Here is a 17,301-nt window from a genome sequence, read left to right on the forward strand (position 1 = left end):
CTCGATCAGCGGGGTTGGGGCTCCGACCAGCGGGCCGGGCCCGACTGCGAAACGGCAGCCCCCGCTGGTCGAGCGGGCGCGAGCGCAGCGAGCACCCGAGTCGAGACCACTGCGCGTCGCAAACGTTAGTCGGCGGGGGTGACCCTGCCCGGATAGGTTGCGGTGCGTGCCGCGTGGACGGGGCAATAGTGCATCGACTTGCCGCGTTCGGATTCTGGCGGCAGGTTGCGCGACGGCGTCTCGACGAGCGGTGCGTCGGCGGCAACGCGCCCGTTCACGCGGTCCCACGCATCGCGTGCGCGGGGGTGTCGCCACGGCCGCCGGGGCAGCAACCGATGGAACACGAGGTTGTAGGTCTTGCCGAGGAGACGGAACAGCCTCTCGTCCCGGTCGGTCCAGGGGAGTGCCATCATCTCGCGGATCGGTTCGTCGTAGAACCCCGTGGTGAGCCAGATGAAGTTGCGGGCGACCGCAGGGGCGATGACGCGACGCCAGAGCGCTGTCGGGAGGAACGAGAGGTACGGAGGTGGGGGAAGCGTCGAAATGTCGAGGACCGTGCGTACCGACTCGTGGTCGCGAAGCACGTTGCGGCACATGTGATCCCAGTATTCGAGGAAGTCTTCGTAGGTGTCGGGTACCGGGCGCATGCTCACGCCGTACATGGCGTACCAGTTCTTCGATTCTTCGAAGAGTTGCCGCTTCTGGTCTTCGCTCAACCACGGACCGAACCTCTCGCAGAGGCGCACGTTGCCGTACCAGAAGGTGGCGTGTGCCCAGTAGAAGACGTCGGGGTCGAGGGCGTGATAGCGCGAGCCGTCGGGCATGGTGCCCTTGATCTCGCGGTGATAGTCACGCACCTCTGTGCCGGTCTCGAAGCCCCAGTACTCGTCGAAGACGACTCCGCCGATCGGATACAGCGACCGCATGAGGCGTTGCCAGCGTTCGCCGAAGAAGTCGGAGTGATCCCAGACGGCTTGCCCGAGCTTGGGGTGCATGTTCTGAATCGACCCGGCCCACAGGCCCTGGATCATCCCGGTCCAGGTTCCCCACACCTGCCACGTCAGGGAGTCGGGGCCCAGCGGCGGGTACTCGACATGCGGGTACTCGGAACGGCGTGGGGTGTCGGTCGACGCAGCCTCGCGCTCGACGGCGTCGGACGTTTCGGTTGACGAGCTCGACGGGTTGGCTGTGACGTGCGTCATGAGACGAAACCCTAGGTGCGTCTCACGACGCTGTCAACGCCGGGCGGCGGTGATCAGCTCGGCCGAAAGCGGACGAGCGTGCCGGCGACGAGTTGCGCGGCGGCCGAGACCGACGTCGCCGACAGGACGCCGACGACCGGATATCCGCCTGTCACGGGGTGATCGGCGAGGAAGATCACCGGTTCGCCGGCAGGCGGAACCTGCACCGAGCCGTGGGCCACGCCCTCGGAGGGCATCTCGGGAAGGTTTGTGCGGTGTGTCAGGGTCGGCGCGGTGTCGTCGTCGCGACGTCGCAGGCGTACCCCGACCCGATTGCTCGCGGGCGTGACCTCCCATGTGCCCGCGAAGAGGTGGCCCGGCTCGGTGAGGCGATCAGCGCGTGGGCCGGGAAACGTGGTGAGTTCGACGACGCCGGCCCGTCGAGTGTCTGCCGGAGCATGCAGAGTTGCGGGCCACGTCTGGTGTGCGTCGCCGACGATCAGCTCGTCGCCCTGCGCCAGGGGAGCGGGTCCGGTTCCGGAGAGTGTGTCGGTCGACCGCGATCCGAGCGACGGCTCGACGTCGAATCCGCCTCGCGCGGCAACGTAGTTGCGGCATCCCCAGTGCGGCGTGCCGACCTCGACATTCGCCCCGGCGCGGGCCACGACGGCCGAATTGATCCCGACGGCAACACCGTTGACCGAGACCGAAGTGTCGGCTCCCGTGACGGCCACGAGTGTGTCTGTGTCACAACGGAACACGAGGCCACCGAGTGTGGTTTCGATCGTTGCGGCATCCTCGGAGTTGCCGACGAGGCGGTTGGCAAGTGTCATCGCGACTCGATCTGCGGCACCCGATCTCGGCACTCCGAGGTGTTGGTAGCCGGGCCGTCCGAGATCCTGGATCGTCGCCAACGGCCCGGTGGCGATCACCGCGACGCGAGTCACCGGTTCTCCGTGTCGTCGTCAGGTCGGGCGGCAAGGTCTCGGGGGACGCCGGCGTCGACGAATCGGACGCGGGTACCGGGTGCGAGCATGGCCGGCGGGTCGTCGTGTTCGTTCCAGAGGCTGATTCTGGTGCGCCCCAGCAGGTTCCAGCCTCCGGGGCTGTCACGTGGATACACCGCGCTGTATCCGGCGGCGATCGCCACCGACCCGGTCGGCACTCGGGTACGGGCGTGTGGCCGTCGGGGGAGGTTCAGCAGTCCGGCGAGGTCGGTGTCGGCGGCGTCGAAAGCGGGTACCAGATAGCCGAAACCCGGTGCGAAACCCATGAACTGGACGATCCACTCAGTGCCCCGATGCGCCGCGATCACCGCGTCGACACTCATGCCGAGTGCGCTGGCGACGTCGTCGAGGTCGTCGCCGTCGTAGTGAACCGGTATCTCCACGGGTTGCTGCGTCGACTCCGCAACGTCGATTCCGGCGGTCCCGAACCGCAGCGCGCGATGAATGCCGAGGACATCCGCACCGCCACCTGTCTTGCCCTGCACCAGAATTGACGACGCACTCGGCACCACGTCCTCGGTGGCCACGAGACGACCGTCGGCAATCGCGGCCCGCAATGCGGTCGCCGATGTGAGCACCGCGTGTGCCGGGTCGTCGGAGTCGGCGAAGTCGAGAAGCACCGCATCGGGGCCGGCGGGTAACTCCTGCATACCGATCGAATCTACCGTCGACGGCCTCGTCCGGATGGCACACTGGGCGCGTGACACGCATGGGAGCGGATCGGTGAGAGAGATCGTCGTCTGCGGTGAGGCGCTCGTCGACGTGGTGTCCACGACGGCTCCTGGCCCCGATCCGTCGCACCTGCCACCGTTGCAGCCGGCACTCGGCGGCGGACCGTTCAACGTCGCGATCACCCTCGGCAGGCTCGGTAGTGCCGTCTCGTTCTGCTCCGCGGTCTCCACTGACACCTACGGCGACGCCATCGTGGCTGCTCTGAGTGCCGGGGGTGTCGGCACCACGCTGGTCCAACGTCGCTCCGAACCCACGTCGCTCGCACTGGCCACGATCGGCTCCGACGGCGCAGCGCACTACTCCTTCTATGTGGAGGGCACCGCCGACCGCCTGGTCTCCGAGCCCGGCGACTTCGCCGCGACCGTCTCCGCGGCGTGCTTCGGAACGTTGTCCATGGTCCTCGAGCCGGGTGCGAGCGTCTACGAGCTGGTGATGCGTCGAGCTCACGACGCCGGGCGTCTCGTCGCGCTCGACCCGAACATCCGACCCTCCGTGATCGACGAACCCGACGTCTACCGCCGACGATTCCTGGACTGGGTACCCATGATCGACGTCCTCAAACTGTCCGACGAAGACGTCGACTGGCTCGGCGACGGAGCCGACGGCTCGTCGGTCGACGACTGGCTTCGCGAGGGCGCGGGGGCCGTCGTGATCACCCATGGAGCCGACGGAATCTCCGTTCGCACAAGCGAATTCACTGTGCTGGCGCAGGCTCCGGAGACCACCGTCGTCGACACGATCGGGGCGGGCGACAGTGTGCTCGGAGGGTTACTCCACTTCTTCGACGAGTCGGGTGATTTGTCCGCATCCGCAGTGCGGTCGCGCGACGCCGACTACTGGCTACGAGCCGCGGACTATGCGGCACGAGTCGCCGCGGTGACCGTTTCGCGTCCCGGAGCCGACCCTCCGTGGGCGAGCGAGCTCGATGCCCCGTGATCAAGGCGCAGGTCAGGCGGTATTCGGCTACGGTTGACCAACGTCAATGCACCCTCCGTGGGCGCGCATGTCGATAACCGACTACGTTTAGTAACGGAGAGTCCGACTCACAGTGCGTCACATGTACCTGTGGGTCTCATACCTGAGTAAAGGGGTTTTGGAGTGTCCGCTGAAACAGCTCCCGCCGACTCGGCATCGGATACCGCCTCGTCGACGTTCATCTACCCCGGTGGGCAGCTCGAGCTTCCCATTCTCAAGGCCACCGCGGGCAGTGATTCGGTTGCGCTGGGCAAGTTCCTCGCAGAAACGAATCTCACGACGTTCGACGGCGGCTTTGTCAACACCGCAGCCTGCAAATCCGCGATCACCTACATCGACGGAGAAGCAGGCATTCTGCGCTACCGGGGTATCCCGATCGACCAACTGGCAGAGAAGTCGACCTTCATCGAGGTCAGCTACCTGCTGATCTACGGCGAGTTGCCGACTCCGAGCCAGCTCGAAGAGTTCAACAACAAGATCCAGCGGCACACCCTGCTGCACGAGGATCTCAAGCGATTCTTCGACGGCTTCCCGCGCAACGCACACCCGATGCCGGTGCTGTCGAGCGCAGTCAACGCACTGAGTGCCTACTACCAGGACTCGCTCGATCCCAAGGACCCCGAGCAGGTCGAACTGTCGACGATCCGTCTGCTCGCCAAGCTGCCGACGATCGCGGCCTACGCCTACAAGAAGTCGGCGGGTCAGCCGTTCCTCTACCCCGACAACTCGCTGTCGCTGGTCGAGAACTTCCTGCGCATGACCTTCGGCTTCCCGGCCGAGCCTTACGTGGTCAACCCCGAGGTCGCCAAGGCCCTCGACATGCTGTTCATCCTGCACGCCGACCACGAGCAGAACTGCTCGACGTCGACCGTGCGTTTGGTCGGTTCATCGCAGGCCAACCTCTTCACGTCCATCTCGGGCGGCATCAACGCACTCTGGGGCCCGCTGCACGGTGGCGCCAACCAGGCCGTGCTCGAGATGCTCGAAGACATCAAGGCTTCCGGTGGCGACACCAAGGCGTTCATGACCAAGGTCAAGAACAAGGAAGACGGTGTGAAGCTCATGGGCTTCGGACACCGCGTCTACAAGAACTACGATCCGCGCGCAGCGATCGTGAAGAAGACCGCCGACACGATCCTCGAATCGCTCGGCGTCCAGGACGATCTGCTCGATATCGCCAAGGGACTCGAAGAAGTCGCCCTCAACGACGACTACTTCATCTCGCGCAAGCTCTACCCGAACGTCGACTTCTACACCGGCGTCATCTACCGGGCCATGGGCTTCCCGACCCGCATGTTCACGGTGCTCTTCGCACTCGGACGTCTGCCGGGTTGGATCGCGCACTGGCGTGAGATGAACACAGATCCCGCGACCAAGATCGGCCGACCGCGTCAGCTCTACACCGGTTACCCAGAGCGTGACTACGTCACGATGGGCGACCGCTGAGTTCGACGCTTCGACCTGACCACCAGCCGACTCAAAGGAGAGTCCCGTGACCAGTACCGAGAAGCCAGAAGTCGAGTTCCAAGAGGGTCCCGCTCCCAGTGAGCTGGTGATCGCAGACATCATCGTCGGCGACGGCGATGAGGCAAAGCCGAGCGACGTCGTCGACGTGCATTACGTCGGCGTCGACTTCGAGTCGGGTGAAGAGTTCGACTCGTCGTGGGACCGTGGTCAGTCGGCCAACTTCCCGCTCGATCGGCTGATCCCCGGCTGGCAGCAGGGAATCCCGGGCATGAAGGTCGGCGGTCGTCGTCGCCTCACCGTGCCACCCGCGCTGGCCTACGGGCCGGAGGGTGCGGGCCACCGGTTGTCCGGACGGACACTGGTCTTCGTCATCGACCTGCTGGGTGTGGGCTAGATCGCCTCGCAACGCAACAACGCCGGTGCATCGGATGTCGATGCACCGGCGTTGTGCTGGCTGCGGCGTGATCTGCGACTAGGGGATCTCCCGGCACTGGGCGAAGCGATCGGCGACGGCAATCGCGAGGTTCTCGTCTGCTTCGTGCTCGACCCACGTCTCGAATCCTCTTCAGGCGAGCGACGACTCGCCTTTCTCTACGACTCGCTACGCGAACTCGACGCCAAGCTCGACGGCAAACTCCTCGTCGTGCGTGGACGCCCCGACGAGGAGATCCCACGACTGGTCGACGCCGTCGGAGCGGGTTCGGTGCATGTGAGCGAGGACTTCTCGCCGTTCGGGCGACGTCGAGACGATGCCGTCGTCACTGCACTCGAAGAATCCGGCGCGACGTGGCAACCCGTCGGCTCGCCCTACCTTGTCTCGCCGGGGAGGGTGACGAAGTCCGACGGCACACCGTACAAGGTCTTCACGCCGTTCTTCCGAGCATGGCGCGACCACGGTTGGCGTGCGCCGGCAAAGACCGAAGCGCCGTCGAACATCCTGAATCCCAGCGACATTCACCCCTCCGGTCGTATCAGGATTCCGGCGGCACCCACGACGCTGGACCTGCCTGCCGGTGAAGACGCGGCACTCGAGCGGTGGCGCACCTTTGTCGACGACGACCTGTCGGGCTACGAGTCCGACAGGGACAGGCCAGATCTCGACGTGTCGAGCAGGATGTCGGCGTATCTGAAGTTCGGCAACATCCACCCGCGCACGATGGCCGCCGACCTCGGTAGGTCGCAGTCGGCGCAGGCATATTTGCGGGAGCTGGCATTCCGCGACTTCTACGCCGATGTGCTCTACAACTGGCCAAAGAGTCTGTGGCACAACTGGAATGACCAGTTCGACGACATCGCACTCGATACCGGAAAGTCCGCCGAGAAGCACTTCGACGCTTGGCGTGAGGGACGAACCGGCTTCCCGCTCGTCGACGCGGGGATGCGCCAACTGAGCGAGACGGGATTCATGCACAACCGGGTGCGCATGATCGCCGCGTCGTTTCTGGTGAAAGATCTGCACCTGCCGTGGTGGTGGGGTGCGAAGTGGTTCCTCGACCAACTCACCGACGGCGATATGGCGTCGAATCAGCACGGGTGGCAGTGGGCCGCGGGCACGGGAACCGATGCGGCACCGTACTTTCGGGTGTTCAACCCGGAGACGCAGGCCAAGAAGTTCGATCCCGACGGCGACTACATTCGACGCTGGATTCCCGAATTCGACACCGACGACTACCCGGAACCGATCGTCGATCACAAAGCCGAACGCGAAGAGGCACTTCGACGCTTTGGCGAGCTCTGAGACGCCGAAACCCTCGATGGCGCAAGGCGATCCCCGCTCACGAGCGAACCCGCGTTCTTGACGCGCGAGAGTAGCGGGAGCAATTCGTACGAGGTGATCCCGTCGAGGCGCCCGAGGACATCGGTGACAAACGAGTACAGCTCGTCGGTGTCGTGCACCATGACGCTGGCCGACAGGTTGGCCGGACCGGTGACGGCGACCGCGAACGGAACGTCGGGGTGTGACGCCAATGCCTCGCCCACCGAAGCCAGATGTCCGGGCTGAACCGTCAGCCAGATCGCGACGGCGTCCCGTCCCATCGCGGCAGCGGCAAGATCGACGTCGAAATAGGCGATACCCGACCAGACGAGTTGTTCGACGCGTCGGGTGACCTTGCCGGGCGTCGAACCCACTGCTCGCGCGAGGTCGGTGTACGACGTGCGGCCGTCGCGGGTCAGTATGTCGATAATCGCGCGATCGGTGCGATCGATGGTCGTCGACGACGCCCCGCCCGCGGGTCCGCGTGGAATCCTCGTCGCGGCAAGCGCATCCGCTTCCGATCGTGAGAGTGCATCGTGCCAGCCCTCCCAATCCGTTGGTGCACCACCGACATACGTGTGCAGCACAGCAGCGGGTCGCACATCGAGGACGGGTGCGGCCTTGGGAAGTGTGCGGGTTAGTAGTTCCGTTCCGCCGTACGGTTGCGCAGCGCGCAGGTTGAAGACGATCTCCCAGCCCGCTTCGTAGATCGACACCCACGAGACGTCGTCCCGTGCCGCGAGTGCTGCGGCGATGGCGTCGGCTCCTTCCGGGCGACACCGTACCCGCACGAGCCACGTCGAATTGCCCAGCGCGCGTGGATCGGTCGCCATGGTGACCCGCAACAGACCGTCGCGGCGTAGGCGCCGGTAGCGTCGGGCGATCGTCTGTTCGGCCACACCCAGGACATCGGCGATCTCGCGGAACGACGCCCGCGGCGACAGTTGGATCGCGCGAGCGATTCTCGTGTCGAGGCTGTCCAGAATGGAGGATTCCGGCGATGTCGTCGCTCCCATGTCCATGATTTTACGTAGTTGGGGTTTCCTGGCGACTGGCCGGCGATGCGAGATCACACTTGTGTCATGCGGCCTGACGTGCGCTGATGCACGGATTTCGGGCGAACTTCTCGAAAGGGACTCAACTCATGGAACGTAAATGGTGGACGCTTGTCGTCGTCTGCGCAGCGACTTTCATGTTGCTGCTCGACGTGACGATCGTCGTCGTCGCTCTCCCTGACATCAAGACGGCACTCGGCGCGAGTTTCAGTCAGTTGCAGTGGGTCACCGACGCGTATGCGCTCGCTCTGGCGTCCTTGCTGCTGACGTCGGGGTCGATCGCCGACAGGTTCGGTAGACGGCGGATCTTCTCGATCGGACTGGTGATCTTCACAGTCGGCTCGCTGCTCTGCGGCGTCGCCCAGGATCCGGTCATGCTGATCATCTCCCGCGCACTGCAGGGCATCGGTGGTGCGGCACTGTTCTCGACGTCGCTCGCGCTGCTGGCGTCGACCTTCCACGGTCGCGAGCGCGGCGTCGCGTTCGGTGCGTGGGGAGCGGTCACGGGTGTGTCGACGGCTCTCGGCCCCATCCTCGGCGGCGTGCTGACCACCGGCGTCAGTTGGCGGGCCATCTTCCTGGTCAACCTGCCCATCGGTATCGTCGCGCTGCTCATCACCTGGAAGATGGTCGACGAGTCGCGCTCGCCCCATGCACGTCGGATCGACTGGCCCGGTGTCATCGCGTTCACCGCGGGACTCGTCGCGCTGGTGTACGGCTTCACCGAAGCGGGGCAGCGTTCGTGGGGCGACGGCGTCGTGGTCGGCTCGTTCATCGCCGCCGTGGTGCTGTTGGTGGTATTCGTCGTCATCGAGTTGCGGGTCGACGAGCCGATGTTCGACCTCTCGCTGCTGCGTATCCCGACCTTCACCGGCGGACTGATCGCCGCATTCGCCATGAACGGCTCACTGTTCGCGATGCTGCTGTACGTGGTGCTCTACCTGCAGGACGGACTCGAGTACTCCGCACTGCAGACCGGTCTGCGTCTGCTCGTGATGTCCGGCTGCACGATGGTGAGCGCCACGATCGCCGGTCGACTGTCGGAGAAGGTGCCGGTGCGTTGGCTGATCGGGCCCGGCCTGATCATCGTCGGCGTCGGACTGTTCGTGATGGCCGGACTCGACCAGAACTCGTCGTGGACGCATCTGATCCCGGGACTGATCGTCGCCGGTATCGGCAGCGGACTGGTCAACCCACCGCTCGCCGCGACCGCCGTCGGCGTTGTCGATGTGCACCGCTCCGGTATGGCGTCGGGCATCAACACCACGTTCCGCCAGATCGGCATCGCCGTCGGCATCGCGGTCTACGGCACCGCCTTCAGCTCGAAGCTGAGCTCGTCGTTTCGCGAGAACCCCGCCGGCGGCAAGCACGCCGCCTACGCCGACGCCCTCAACACGTTGTTCTGGATCAGCGGCGCTGTCGCCGTTGTTGGCGGCCTTGCCGCGCTGGTGCTGATCCGCAGCCGCGACTTCGTGCCGCACGGCCCTGCCCCGACTACCGAGGGCGGCGACACGTCGAGCGAGGGCGCCGAGGTGTCGGCCCCGGCCTGAGGTCGCACGAGGTGGGGCGGCGTGCGCGGCCTCACCCGGCCGGCAGAAACCCGGGGAAGAGATCTTTCCCGGGTTTCGTGCCTTTGCTCGTGTTGTTTCTCGAGGAGAGGTCGGTTTCTCGGGGAAGAGTTTCTTCCCCTACTTTTTGCGCGGCCAGGGGGGCTGTGAGGCTCGGGGTGGACGACTCTGCGGCGTCCTTCCCCGACTTTCGGCGCGGCCGGGGCTCGGGTGCTGGTTCGCGGCCTCACCCGGCCGGCAGAAACCCGGGGAAGAGATCTTTCCCCGGGTTTCGTGCCTTTGCTCGTGTTGTTTCTCGAGGAGAGGTCGGTTTCTCGGGGAAGGGTTTCTTCCCCTACTTTCTGCGCGTCCCCGGCTCCGGACCCGATGCGTTCAGCCCGAGGCCCCGGCCCCTAGCGCGCCATCGAGAGCACTTCGGACCACTTGACGCGGCTGCCGGTGCGCAGGATCGAGCGCTGGTAGATGCGCGCGGCGAACCAGGTCGCGGCGGCGCAGGCCAGAATCATCAGGATCAGCGTGACCACGATCTGCATGGCGTTGGTGTCGCCGGTGGCGATCCGGATCGGCATCAGTACGGCCGAGAACGGCGGAATCCACGTCAACACTTCGATGAACGTCGACTGCAGCGACTGCACGCCGAAGATCCCCGCGTACATCACGGCCATCGACAGCACGGTGAGCGGCATGATCGTCGAACCAAGTTCTTCCTGGCGCGAAACCAGTGCTCCCGCAGCGGCATACAGCGTCGCGAAGAACAGGTATCCGAGTAGGAACCACACCAGCACCGCGAGGAACATCCAGATCGCGGTACCGGCGATCGTCAACATCCCGGTGGCGATCCCCGCGATCAGAGCGGTCAGGCCGAGTATCACCACCTGCCCGAGTGCGACAGCACCGATCCCCAGGATCTTGCCCCACATCAGGTGCAGCGGCTTGACCGTCGCCAACAGCAGCTCGACGATCCGCGACGTCTTCTCTTCCACAACACCCACGGCAATCATGTTGCCGCCCAACATGATCGCTGTGATGAGTAGAATCGCACCGACGAGCGCGATCACGATCCGCTGCGCCTTGTCAGGCTTGTCCGGGGTGGTTTGGACGGTGGTGATCGTCGGTGCAGGCAGCGCTGCCGCGTCGACACCGCGGGCAGCGAGACCCTGTGCCAACTCGTGCTGCTGGATCGAGCCGCGCAACACGCCCGACAGCGAGTCCGACAACCCCGTCTTGCTGACGATCGCATACGACTCACCGGAACCCCGCACCACCGCAGCATCGAGATCACCAGATTCGACGCTGCTGCGCGCCTGCGATAACGCATCCGGACCAGAAGCGATTGATACGACGGTGATCGGCGTGCCGCTGGCCTCGCCCACCTGGCCGATCGTCGTCGACAGCGAACTGTCGCCCGCGATGCCGACACGCTCCGGGTCGGTTCCGCCACCGGAGATCGCCTTCCAGACGATCAGCCCGCCGACGATTACGAGCATCAACACGACGGTGCTGATGATGAAGGATCGCGTCTTGGCACGCGTGGCGATTTCGCGCTGTGCCACAAGGCGAATCGACTGCAGCGCACTCGCGCCGGTGGACGTTGTGTTACCAGTGGAATTGTGGGAGGTCATGCCGTCACCACCTCTCGGAAGAGTTCGGTCAGGTCGGGTGTTGTCCGCGCGAAGCGGTGTACCGGCCCGTGTGTCAATGCGCGATTGAGTACTGCCTGGTCGTCGAGCGTCGTCGGGTCGACGCGCAGCCGCGCACCGCCCGGCTGGTATTCGGCTTCCAGCACTCCCGGGCAGTCGTCGGCCCAGCGGGTCGTCGACTCAGGACCGTCGACCTCGAGGATCACGCCAGCACGCGTCCGGAGATCGTCGACGGCGCCGAGCGCACGCATTCTGCCCTTGACGACGATGCCGACCCGATCACACAATCGCTGCACCAGATCGAGCTGATGCGACGAGAAGATCACCGGAATGCCTTCGGCCGCTTTCTCTTTCAGAACATCACTCATCACGTCGACGGCCACCGGGTCGAGGCCCGAGAACGGCTCGTCGAGGACGAGTACGTCCGGATCGTGGACCAGCGCCGCGGCGAGCTGTACGCGTTGCTGGTTGCCGAGCGAGAGGTCGGCGACGTTGTCGTCGTATCGTTCGTCGACGCCGAGTCGCTGGGTCCAGCGCCGTGCACTCTCGGTGGCCTGGTCGGCACTCATTCCGTGAAGACGCGCGAGGAACACCAGCTGCTCGCCGACCTTCATCTTGGGATAGAGCCCACGCTCCTCCGGCATGTACCCGATTCGACGCCGCGTGCTGAGATCGATCGGCGCTTCACCGAGTGTCACCCGACCCGAATCCGGTTCGAGCACACCGAGAATGATGCGCATCGTCGTCGACTTGCCTGCGCCATTACTGCCGACGAAGCCGAAGATCTCTCCGGGTGCGACGGTGAATGTCATGTCATCAAGGGCGACCACGTCGCCATATCGTTTGGACAGTCCGTCTACGGTGAGCGCTCCTGCGTTCATGACGGGTTCCTTCCCGTGTTGGCCTTCGAGTTGGTGATGTTCTTGGGATCAGTGACGGTCTCGGGACTGGCGTACGAGACTTCGAGATCCTCGGGGTCGGCGTCGCCCATCCACCACGCGGTCAGCATCGACGGGATGAACGCGGCGACGAGGACGAGAGCGATCAGCAGCATGCCGGTGCCGTAGACGTACTGGCCTTTCACCTCGTCGAACCCGCCGAGGACGACGAGGAGCACGTAGGGAATGAACATCAGCATGAACAGCGTGAAGTACGCAATCGATCGAGCCGAATTGCGCTGCGCCAGTTGAATTTCATCGAGTGCGGAGACCGGTGCATCCCCGATGGAACCGGTGACGATCCGCACCAGGCGTTGGCAGATGAGCGCACCGACGATGCCTGCCGCGAGGGGTATGACGAACCACTGTCGTGACACGAAGGCCACGAGCGCACCGACAACGACAAGCAGCACACACAGGCCTTGCGCGACCACGAGACGTCGGTAGACCTTTCTCCTGCGCCAACCGATCAGCCGATGCGCGTGACGCTCGTTGAACCGTCGATGTCGCTCGCCGCGCCACTCGTCGTAGCGCAGCCATACCGCGGGTTTGGCCTCGTCGGGGATTGCCGAGTTGGGATCGTGCATCGGTCACACCTCCGTGGACGTGTGTGGAGTGGACGTGGATGGAGTTGCAGTGGATGTATCTGCCGAACTTTCCTGCGCGCGACCCGCGGGCCTGCCATAGAGCTCGGCCGACATCGCCGAGAACTCGGTGCGACTGAACACCGCTTCTACGGGGAGGTCAAAGACGTCGCAGATGCGAAACGCGAGGTCGAGGCTCGGGTAGTTGTCGCCGCGCTCGAGCGCACCGACGGATTGGACGTTGATGCCGACGAGTGCTGCCAGGTCGGCACGCGACATCCGCCGCTCGGCGCGTAGAACTCCGATGCGGTTGTAGATGGGGAGCTTTTCTCCCCGCCGTACTGGACTCACACTACATAGTGTTGGGAAAACACAACAACTTGTCAAGGTTGGGCGTCGAGAATCTCCACAACGTTGCGCGCTGCCTCACGACCCGCGCGGTTGGCGCCGATCGTCGACGCCGATGGTCCGTAGCCGAGCAATTGGATGCGTGGGTCGTCTGCAACGGTGGTGGCGAGGCGTCCGGTCATGACGATTCCGCCTCCCGGTCCGCGCAGATGGAGAGGTGACAGATGATCGAGCGCACTTCGGAATCCGGTGTTCCAGAAGATGACGTCGACGTCGAGCTGTTCGCCCGCAGCCACCGGGCTGCCGCCATTCGCGCGATCGCCGTCGGCCCCGCCAGTACAGTCCCAGCACACGCCGGTCTCGGTGATGCGGGTGAACATCGGTCGCCAGTTGTCGAGGATTCCGTCTCGCTGCGCCGCTTCGATGGTCGGTGTCAGTGCGAGTCCGGTCACCGAGACCACCGACGTCGGCGGTAGTCCCGCGCGAACCCGACGTTCGACGCGCGCCACGGCTTGGCGACCGAGTTCGGGTGAGAAGGGATTCGAATCGAAGCGCGGTTCGGTGCGCGAGCACCAGAATGTCTGGACGCCGGGGGCGCGTCGAGCGATCTCGATCAGAAGCTGAACCGCCGAGATGCCCGCGCCGACGACCAGTACGCGCTGACCGGCGAACTCCTCGGGGCCGGTGTAGTCGTGCGTGTGCAGTTGCCTGCCGCGAAAGTCTGCAGCTCCGGGTATGTGGGGGATGAACGGCCTTTCCCACGTTCCGGTGGCATTGATGAGTGTGCGCGCGGCGATCTCTCGTCCGCGGAGTCGACCACCGAGCGTCACCCGGAACCCTTCGCCGTCACGTTCGACGGAACGTACGTCGACGGGTCGACGCACCCGTAGCCCGAACCTGTTCTCGTACTTCGCGAAATACTCGGGAACCACAGACGACGCAGGGAACTCGCCGCGGTCGATACCCACCGCTTCAGCAAGCCCGTATCCGGGTAGGTCGTGCACACGGTTGGTGCCCGACAGCGTCAGCGTCGGCCATCGGAACTGCCACGCACCGCCGGGGCGCGGGGAATGGTCGAGCAATTGGTAGCGGTCGCCGAGGCCGAAGCGTTGCAGAAAGTAGGCCGCCGACAGTCCCGCCTGGCCGCCACCGATGACGAGGACATCGCTGAACGCGTCGGGTTCCTGCGCGACGGACTCATGCACATCGGGGATTGCGGACTCGGAGGACAGCGACGGACTCGACACCTCTCCAGTGTGCCCGCCGGAAAACGGCAGGGCTGGGTAGTCTCTCCTGCATGATCCACTCGCATGCAGAAGGTTCGGTGACGACGATTGAGCTCGATCGCCAGGACAAGCGCAACGCACTCAACGAGGACATGGTCGACGGTCTCGCGAAGGCTTTCGCCGACGCCGTCGACGCGGGCAGCAGGGCAATCGTGGTCACCGGCCGCGGCAGTGTATTCAGCGCGGGTGCCGACCTGTCCGGCCCCGTCTACGACCCCGCGTTCCTCGAGAAGCTCATCGCCAAGCTGCGCGAGATCGAGTCGGTGCCCGTGCCCGTGATCGCTGCACTCAACGGTTCGGCACTCGGCGCGGGACTGCAATTGGCAATGGCGGCCGACCTTCGGGTGATGGCTCCCGACGCACTTGCGGGTATCCCGGCAGCGAAACTCGGTGTTGCCGTTGACGAGTGGACAATTCGACGCCTCGTCTCGCTTGTGGGCGCCGGTCAGGCACGCGGCATGTTGATCGGCTGCGATCCGTTGTCGGCCGACCGCGCGCACGCGCTCGGCTTCGCCAATCGCATCGGCGACCTCACCGACGCCCAGCACTGGGCGGCGACCATCGCCGATCTCGCACCCTTGACTCTGCAGCACTACAAGTTGGTACTCAACGGCGACGGCGCGCGCAACGACGCCCCCGCCGACCGTCAGGCCGCGATGCGTCGCGCGTGGGAAAGCGAAGACCTGCTCGAGGGGCGCGCCGCCCGCTCCGAGAAGAGAAAGCCGGAGTTCACGGGAAAGTAGATCGGACAACACTTTTCGTCGTCGACGGTGCGTCTGCGGGCGCATCGTCGAACGGTCGTGGCTGGGATGTCTAGTTTTCCTGTGTGAAACATTCCGAGTAACTCGCTGAAACATGGCCTCCGTACGTTTGGCCGGTCTGTAACTCGGATCACGCAGGAGGGCCGATGGCCACCGATAAGCATCACGAACCCATCGGCGAGGTCGCCGACGAGGTCGGCGAGATAGAGAACGCCGAACACAGCATCATCGCCACAGGTGCGCAGGCCGCGGCCATGCGTGAAACCCTGGAGGACTACACACTTCGTTTCGCCCCCCGCAGCTACCGCAAATGGGGTCCTGGCGTCGTCGCCATCTCGGCGCTCGGCGGTATCGCCTACCTCGCCGACTTCGCGATCGGCGCAAACATCGGCATCGCCAACGGAACCGGAAATGCCTTGTGGGGCATCCTGTTCTTCGCTGTTGTCATCGTGATCACCGGTTACCCGCTTGCCTTCTATGCCGCGCGGTACAACATCGATCTCGACCTCATCACGCGCGGAAGCGGTTTCGGCTACTACGGCTCGGTGCTGACGAACGTCATCTTCGCGTCGTTCACCTTTATCTTCTTCGCCCTCGAGGGCTCGATCATGGCGCAGGGCCTCAAACTCGGTCTGCACATACCGCTGTGGCTCGGCTATCTTCTCTCGTCGCTGTTGGTCATCCCGTTGGTCATCTACGGCATGAACACACTCGCCAAACTGCAGGTGTGGACCACACCGCTGTGGCTCGTCATGATGGTGTTGCCATTCATCTACCTGGTGATCAAGCATCCGTCGGCCATCGGTGACTTCTTCGCGTTCAGTGGTATCGACGGCGACGGCAACCCGGCAGGGAAGGGCGTCAGCTTCGCGGGAACCATGCTCGCAGCCGGTGTCTGTTTGTCCCTGATCGCACAGATCGCCGAGCAGGTCGACTACCTGCGCTTCATGCCGCCCCGCACCCCCGACAACAAGCGAAAGTGGTGGTCCGCAACGCTTATCGCCGGACCGGGGTGGGTGTTCTTCGGTGCCATCAAGCAGATCGTCGGTCTGTTCCTCGCCGTGTACCTGATCGGAATCAGTGTCGACAACGCCGGCATCGCGAACCAGCCCGTCCATCAGTTCGTCGAGATCTACCAGGACTTCCTGCCGCACTGGCTGGCTCTGACCCTCGCCGTGATCCTCGTGGTGATCAGCCAGGTGAAGATCAACGTCACCAATGCCTACTCGGGTTCGCTGGCCTGGACCAACGCATTCACGCGCGTCACCAAGACCTACCCCGGACGCCTGGTGTTCTTGTTCTTCAACGTGGCGATCGCGATCGTGCTGATGGAAGCCAACATGTTCAGCTTCCTCAACAACCTGCTGAACTTCTACGCGAACTGCGGTATCGCCTGGATCGCCGTCGTCGCGTCGGACATCGTGATCAACAAGTACATCCTGGGTATCTCGCCGAAGCAGCCGGAGTTCCGTCGCGGCATGATCCACAGCGTCAACCCGGTCGGATTCGGCTCACTCCTGATCTCGGCAGGTGCGTCAATCCTGGTGTACTTCCACGTCTTTGGTGATGCCATCCAGCCGTACTCGCCGCTGGTGGCACTTGTGCTCGCCATCGTCCTGCCGCCGATCTTCGCGATCGCCACCAAGGGCAAGTACTACCTGCGTCGCGTCGACGACGGCATCGACATCCCGATGTACGACGAGCACGGCAACCCCACCGACGAGAAGTTGTTGTGCTGCGTCACCAACATCGAGTTCGAGCGACCCGACATGATCGCTTCGGCGGTGCCCGGTCCGAACGGCGAGAAGCAGTACATCAGCTCGCTCGCGCTGTCGTGCGACAAGACCGGTGAGCACGTCCTGCCCGCCCAGGACGTGATGTCGATGACTTCCGACATCCCCGCTGCGACAACCGAAGAGGCGACGGCGACACCGAGCTCGTCCTCGGATGCGTCGAAGAAGGACGCATAGCGCCACGGGCAGAATTGACGACGTCGGGTTCGC

General features: G+C 64.5%; 16 protein-coding genes. 7 read left to right on the forward strand and 9 right to left on the reverse strand.

Annotation, left to right across the window (positions count from 1 at the left end):
• Positions 1–125: 125 nt before the first annotated feature.
• From GOSPT_RS22015 to GOSPT_RS22025, 3 genes are read right to left on the reverse strand one after another with little or no spacing between them, the layout of a single operon-like run.
• The gene (locus GOSPT_RS22015) at positions 126–1,202 is read right to left on the reverse strand and encodes an oxygenase MpaB family protein (RefSeq protein ID WP_005209283.1); all 1,077 of its coding nucleotides are present in this window, start codon (positions 1,200–1,202) and stop codon (positions 126–128) included.
• A 53-nt stretch (positions 1,203–1,255) separates the two neighbouring features.
• The gene (locus tag GOSPT_RS22020; RefSeq protein WP_005209284.1) at positions 1,256–2,128 is read right to left on the reverse strand and encodes a 5-oxoprolinase subunit C family protein; all 873 of its coding nucleotides are present in this window, start codon (positions 2,126–2,128) and stop codon (positions 1,256–1,258) included.
• Positions 2,125–2,838, reverse strand: coding sequence for a 5-oxoprolinase subunit B family protein (locus GOSPT_RS22025; RefSeq protein WP_005209287.1), 714 nt, complete (start codon positions 2,836–2,838; stop codon positions 2,125–2,127). The genes GOSPT_RS22020 and GOSPT_RS22025 overlap by 4 nt, the downstream gene beginning before the upstream one ends.
• A 73-nt stretch (positions 2,839–2,911) precedes the next feature.
• Here GOSPT_RS22025 and GOSPT_RS22030 point away from each other — a divergent pair, with 73 nt between their 5' ends.
• The 4 genes from GOSPT_RS22030 to GOSPT_RS22045 all read left to right on the forward strand — a co-directional run bounded on the left by GOSPT_RS22030 (position 2,912) and on the right by GOSPT_RS22045 (position 7,100).
• A complete protein-coding gene (locus GOSPT_RS22030) occupies positions 2,912–3,856 on the forward strand; it encodes a carbohydrate kinase family protein (protein ID WP_005209289.1) in 945 nt (314 codons plus the stop codon).
• A 162-nt stretch (positions 3,857–4,018) separates the two neighbouring features.
• Positions 4,019–5,341: a citrate synthase gene (locus GOSPT_RS22035; RefSeq protein ID WP_005209290.1), complete on the forward strand. Its 1,323-nt coding sequence runs from the start codon at positions 4,019–4,021 to the stop codon at positions 5,339–5,341.
• 46 nt (positions 5,342–5,387) lie between these two features.
• Positions 5,388–5,756 (forward strand): FKBP-type peptidyl-prolyl cis-trans isomerase, encoded by a 369-nt coding sequence (locus GOSPT_RS22040; RefSeq protein ID WP_005209292.1) that lies wholly within the window; start codon positions 5,388–5,390, stop codon positions 5,754–5,756.
• Positions 5,757–5,816: 60 nt separating this feature from the next.
• Entirely contained in the window at positions 5,817–7,100 is a 1,284-nt protein-coding gene (locus tag GOSPT_RS22045) for a cryptochrome/photolyase family protein (protein WP_039857048.1), read from the forward strand.
• On the opposite strand, the gene GOSPT_RS22050 is transcribed toward GOSPT_RS22045, so the two are convergent.
• Entirely contained in the window at positions 7,052–8,134 is a 1,083-nt protein-coding gene (locus tag GOSPT_RS22050) for an Lrp/AsnC family transcriptional regulator (RefSeq protein ID WP_039857049.1), read from the reverse strand. The two genes, GOSPT_RS22045 and GOSPT_RS22050, sit on opposite strands and share 49 nt — an antisense overlap.
• Before the next feature lie 128 nt (positions 8,135–8,262).
• On the opposite strand from GOSPT_RS22050, the gene GOSPT_RS22055 reads away from it, so the two are divergent.
• Positions 8,263–9,723: an MFS transporter gene (locus GOSPT_RS22055; RefSeq protein WP_005209295.1), complete on the forward strand. Its 1,461-nt coding sequence runs from the start codon at positions 8,263–8,265 to the stop codon at positions 9,721–9,723.
• Between the two features lie 410 nt (positions 9,724–10,133).
• On the opposite strand, the gene GOSPT_RS22060 is transcribed toward GOSPT_RS22055, so the two are convergent.
• Genes GOSPT_RS22060 through GOSPT_RS22080 form a run of 5 tightly spaced genes read right to left on the reverse strand, consistent with a single transcriptional unit; the run spans position 10,134 to position 14,456 of the window.
• Positions 10,134–11,363: an ABC transporter permease gene (locus GOSPT_RS22060; RefSeq protein WP_005209296.1), complete on the reverse strand. Its 1,230-nt coding sequence runs from the start codon at positions 11,361–11,363 to the stop codon at positions 10,134–10,136.
• Complete coding sequence (locus GOSPT_RS22065; RefSeq protein ID WP_005209297.1) at positions 11,360–12,262, reverse strand: ABC transporter ATP-binding protein; 903 nt, start codon at positions 12,260–12,262, stop codon at positions 11,360–11,362. The genes GOSPT_RS22060 and GOSPT_RS22065 overlap by 4 nt, the downstream gene beginning before the upstream one ends.
• Positions 12,259–12,906 (reverse strand): hypothetical protein, encoded by a 648-nt coding sequence (locus GOSPT_RS22070; protein WP_005209299.1) that lies wholly within the window; start codon positions 12,904–12,906, stop codon positions 12,259–12,261. The genes GOSPT_RS22065 and GOSPT_RS22070 overlap by 4 nt, the downstream gene beginning before the upstream one ends.
• Positions 12,907–12,909: 3 nt before the next feature.
• Positions 12,910–13,254 carry a helix-turn-helix transcriptional regulator gene (locus tag GOSPT_RS22075; protein ID WP_005209301.1) on the reverse strand — a complete coding sequence of 115 codons (345 nt, stop codon included), beginning with the start codon at positions 13,252–13,254 and terminating at the stop codon, positions 12,910–12,912.
• 32 nt (positions 13,255–13,286) lie between these two features.
• Positions 13,287–14,456, reverse strand: a complete 1,170-nt coding sequence (locus GOSPT_RS22080; RefSeq protein ID WP_085941966.1) for an NAD(P)-binding domain-containing protein — start codon at positions 14,454–14,456, stop codon at positions 13,287–13,289.
• Between the two features lie 92 nt (positions 14,457–14,548).
• On the opposite strand from GOSPT_RS22080, the gene GOSPT_RS22085 reads away from it, so the two are divergent.
• Both GOSPT_RS22085 and GOSPT_RS22090 read left to right on the forward strand, forming a co-directional pair.
• The gene (locus GOSPT_RS22085) at positions 14,549–15,280 is read left to right on the forward strand and encodes an enoyl-CoA hydratase (RefSeq protein WP_039857043.1); all 732 of its coding nucleotides are present in this window, start codon (positions 14,549–14,551) and stop codon (positions 15,278–15,280) included.
• A gap of 164 nt (positions 15,281–15,444) precedes the next feature.
• Positions 15,445–17,268, forward strand: coding sequence for a purine-cytosine permease family protein (locus GOSPT_RS22090; protein WP_005209308.1), 1,824 nt, complete (start codon positions 15,445–15,447; stop codon positions 17,266–17,268).
• Positions 17,269–17,301: the final 33 nt, after the last annotated feature.

The sequence above is a fragment of the Gordonia sputi NBRC 100414 genome (assembly GCF_000248055.1).
GTDB classification, from domain to species: domain Bacteria; phylum Actinomycetota; class Actinomycetes; order Mycobacteriales; family Mycobacteriaceae; genus Gordonia; species Gordonia sputi.